Genomic DNA, 881 nt, shown 5'->3' with positions numbered 1-881 from the left:
CGACCGGGCCGCCGACCTCCGCGACGCTCCGGTGAAGGAACTGGTCCAAGGAATCGCCGCACTCGCCGACACCTCCCTGCACGATGACGTGACCGTAATGGCCGCGCGACTGCGGTGACGGCCCTCCCCGGACAACCACGCGCTCATCGGCACGACCGAGCGGATCGCGGCAGATGCGGACACTCACGGAAACTGACCGTGCCTTGGTTGAGCACGAGAGGTCCGCGTGCTGGTCATCGGCCGCCGAGCTGGGCGCTCAGCGACCGGAGGTCGCCAAGCACCCAAGCCTCAGTGAGTAAGGCGTCGGACGCCCTGAAGAAGGCGGCGCCAGAGTAGGTGAAGCGACGCCCGGTCGGGTTGAAGCCGAGCAGGGGCCCGGTGTGTGTTCCTGAGTATTCGAGCCGCGCCGCGGCGCGATCTTCGGCGACAACGAGATCGATGATCTCGTTGTGGAAGTCGCTGGATCCTTGGCGGATCAGGTCGCGGTAGCGGCGCCAGCCGTCCCTGCCATGCACTTCTTGGCCCAACGATCCGCGGAAGAGGAAGTCGGGCGAGAGCAGGTCGCCCACCAACCCGTCGTCCCAGCGGTTCCAGAGATCGGTGTAGAAGCGCTGGACCAGGTCGGCAATCATGAGCTCAAGTCTCTCAGGCGAGCGCTTCCCGGTGAGGGCTGCCCTGATCGCTCCGTGCCGTACTCGCAACGTCTCGTCGCATCCGGACTGCGGCGTTATGCCGGTGATTGCAACGTCCGACTTGCGGCTACTTAGAGACTGGTCGCAGGATCGGTGTCTGGCCAGACTCGGTCCAGGTGCTCGGCGAGGCGCTCTCTCAATGCGGCTGCCCACCGGTGTCATTGGTGTGGCTCTCTCATGGCATGCGTC

General features: G+C 65.6%; 1 protein-coding gene. It reads right to left on the bottom strand.

The annotated features are described in order from the left end of the window. Positions 1-233 precede the first annotated feature (233 nt). Positions 234-632, bottom strand: coding sequence for an ester cyclase (locus tag P2F65_RS18430; protein WP_275811373.1), 399 nt, complete (start codon positions 630-632; stop codon positions 234-236). Positions 633-881 lie beyond the last annotated feature (249 nt).

The organism is Knoellia sp. p5-6-4, assembly GCF_029222705.1.
Taxonomy (GTDB): Bacteria; Actinomycetota; Actinomycetes; order Actinomycetales; family Dermatophilaceae; genus Pedococcus_A.
The sequence above is the reverse complement of the archived record's forward strand: the minus strand, read 5'-3'. Positions and strand labels throughout refer to the sequence as shown.

Coding starts and splice junctions, on each gene's coding strand:
- P2F65_RS18430 (WP_275811373.1), bottom strand. CDS start 632: ATGATTGCCGACCTGGTCCAGCGCTTCTACACCGATCTCTGGAACCGC.